The sequence below is a fragment of the Wolbachia endosymbiont of Tuta absoluta genome, assembly GCF_059414725.1.
The window spans coordinates 1-317 of sequence record NZ_JBNRJY010000393.1 but is presented as its reverse complement, the minus strand read 5'-3'; the positions used below and the strand labels follow the sequence as shown (position 1 = coordinate 317).

The window sequence follows — 317 nt, the reverse complement described above, 5'->3', positions numbered from 1 at the left end:
TAATGGTGAAGTTTTACCTTTTAAAACAAGAATTGACGGCATTGAATATAAAAAAGGAACCGAAGTTCATGATCCTTTAAAAGCATCATTCGGCCTGGATCTGGCTACCATCAACATCCAGCGCGGCAGGGACTGGGGAGTGAGGTCCTACAACCAGTACCGCCGGCTGATCGGTCTACCAGCCTTTGAAGACTTCTACCAGTTCGGACCTGTTGTAAGTTGCGCTATGTGATATTTATGGTCACTATTCAATTCAATTCAAATTACTTTATTGTACACAGGAAATACAGTAAAATCAAAATATAAATTAAAACAAG

Annotated in this window: 1 protein-coding gene; it reads left to right on the top strand. The window is 39.7% G+C overall.

Going from position 1 to position 317, the window contains the following annotated elements:
* A partial coding sequence (locus tag ACJ5GX_RS04215) for a peroxidase family protein (RefSeq protein ID WP_495292733.1) occupies positions 1-232 on the top strand: 232 nt, incomplete at its 5' end.
* Between the last annotated feature and the right edge of the window lie 85 nt (positions 233-317).